The organism is Candidatus Atribacteria bacterium, assembly GCA_011056645.1.
Taxonomy (GTDB): domain Bacteria; phylum Atribacterota; class Phoenicimicrobiia; order Phoenicimicrobiales; family Phoenicimicrobiaceae; genus Sediminicultor; species Sediminicultor quartus.
In genome coordinates this window covers 1-2,208 of sequence record DSEL01000187.1, presented here as the reverse complement: position 1 = coordinate 2,208, position 2,208 = coordinate 1, and the positions used below count along the sequence as shown (strand labels likewise).

Annotated in this window: 3 protein-coding genes and 1 pseudogene; all 4 read left to right on the top strand. The window is 28.6% G+C overall.

Translation table 11 applies throughout. The features are described 5' to 3' along the window. The first annotated feature begins 236 nt into the window (after positions 1-236). The 4 genes and pseudogenes from ENO17_09045 to ENO17_09030 all read left to right on the top strand — a co-directional run bounded on the left by ENO17_09045 (position 237) and on the right by ENO17_09030 (position 2,082). Complete coding sequence (locus ENO17_09045) at positions 237-1,304, top strand: glycosyltransferase (protein ID HER25179.1); 1,068 nt, start codon at positions 237-239, stop codon at positions 1,302-1,304. A gap of 33 nt (positions 1,305-1,337) precedes the next feature. Beyond that, positions 1,338-1,518, top strand: a pseudogene (locus ENO17_09040) (methyltransferase type 11). Positions 1,519-1,522: 4 nt separating this feature from the next. Then, a complete protein-coding gene (locus tag ENO17_09035; protein ID HER25178.1) occupies positions 1,523-1,774 on the top strand; it encodes a hypothetical protein in 252 nt (83 codons plus the stop codon). Between the two features lie 146 nt (positions 1,775-1,920). Beyond that, entirely contained in the window at positions 1,921-2,082 is a 162-nt protein-coding gene (locus tag ENO17_09030; protein HER25177.1) for a class I SAM-dependent methyltransferase, read from the top strand. Positions 2,083-2,208: the final 126 nt, after the last annotated feature.

Sequence of the window (2,208 nt, the reverse complement as noted above, 5' to 3'; positions counted from 1 at the left end):
TTTTTTATAGTAATATAAATAAAGATTTCAATAATAGTCGTGTAAGAGCAGAATATTATTCCCCCCCTCGAAGTATCAAAGACGAATATTATATTTTTAGAGATTTAGGCATTAATAAATATTTTAAATATTTAGATAAACAAATAAAACAATATTTGATTACTCTCATGTTGAGACATAAATATATCAAAAAAACACTTAAGACTATTAGGAATACTTTTAGAGTAGGTGATTAGATGAAAGTTTTTTTTATTCCATACGATAGAGAAGGTAATAACCCTTATCAAAATTTACTTCTGAATCACCTTCAAGATTTAGGAGTTAAGGTTGAAGGAAGCGGAACATATCGTATTTTCAGCCTATTAAGATCTACTTTCAGTCATTGGAAGCCGGATATTTTACATCTTCATTGGCATCATCCATTTTTGTTAGGTAGTAACATAACAAAAACTATTATAAAATCAGTCAGTTTTATTGCGGAATTACTGATATTAAAACTAGTTGAAGTTAAAATTGTGTGGACAGTTCATAATATTGTTAGTCATGAGGGAAAGTTTGAATCTTTGGAATTATTTTTCACTAAACTTTTAGCGAAAATGTGTAACAAAATCATTGTTCATAGTCCATCCGCAAAAAGAGAAATTGTAAAAATATACAGAGCTAGTGAATCTTTAATCAAGGTTATCCCTCACGGAAATTATATTAATTGCTACCGAAATGTAATAAGTAAAGCGCAGGCTAAAAATAAATTACAGCTCAAAGCAGAGAAAATAATATTTTTATATTTTGGTCTAATAAGACCTTATAAAGGTATTTCTGAACTTATCCAAGCCTTTAACAAGTTAAACTACTCGCGAACAAGGCTATTGATAGTAGGGAAACCGATCAACAATGAAATTGTGCATGATATACTTAAAAAATGTGAAGAGAATGAGAATATTAAAACCTTTTTTGAGTTTATCCCTGATGATGAAATCCAAATTTATATGAATGCAGCAGATGTTGTAGTATTGCCTTACAGAGATATTTTAACATCTGGGGCTATTATATTGGCTATGTCTTTTGGTAAACCTGTAATTGCTCCAGCCATTGGATGTATACCAGAGACTTTAGATATTGAAGGGAGTTTTCTATATGAACCTTCGGAAAAAGATGGTTTGATCAAAGCGATGAGACAAGTTTTTAATGCAGATCTTATAAAGATGGGCAATCATAATTTTGAATTAGCAAAACAGTTTCGGTGGGGTAAAATTGCCAAGAAGACTTATGAGGTTTATTGCGATTGTTTAAAGAGAAAAAAATAAAAAAGTTGGCGAAATAAATGGCCTGTTCTATGGCCAAGACTTAAAAATCCAATTCACAAATTCGATGGTGAACACTATTGGGAGATAGGGAAAGCTGGTTATCCTTTAAGTAAGATTACCAACGATATTAATAAGGTTGGATTTAAAATAAAAAACATACAGAATTTTTAAAAATCCTTATCATAGATTTTTTATATTAAAGAAAGAGAAGTGATTCAGTGATAAAAATTAAAATAATTATTAAAAAAATAATACCAAAAAAATATCATAGCAAAATATCAGGTGCGTATAATTATTTAAGATCATTATATTTCTTTGGTTTTAAATATCAATGTATTTTCTGTAAAGGACATTTTAGAAAACCTCTTCCCATTGGATTAAAAAATGATGTCGCTATGAATCTTATTGGAGGAGGGGATATCGTTATGCTTTATGTCCCCGATGCCATTCCACAGACCGAGAGAGATTGATTTATTGGCATATAATTAATAAAATAAAGATTTTAAATTCGTCAAAAAATATAAGATTATTACATGTTGCTCCGGAGAAAAATTTATAGAAAATATTAAAAAGTTTTTATCATATTAAATATATCAGTGGAGATTTAAATCCATTAATGGATTGTAATATTAGACTTGATATCGCAGATATGAATTTTGAAGATAACTTTTTCGATGTCATAATCTGTACTCATGTTTTAGAACATGTTAAAGATGATCAAAAAGCAATAAGTGAACTATTTAGAGTTTTAAAGCCTGGCGGAGAGGCAATTTTATAAATACCAATTTCTAAGTTTAGCAAAGAAACATTTGAGAATTTTTCAATTGTATTAACAGAAGAAAGAGAAAAATATTTTGGACAAAAAGATCATGTCAGAATATATAGTAAGGATTACAAAAATAGA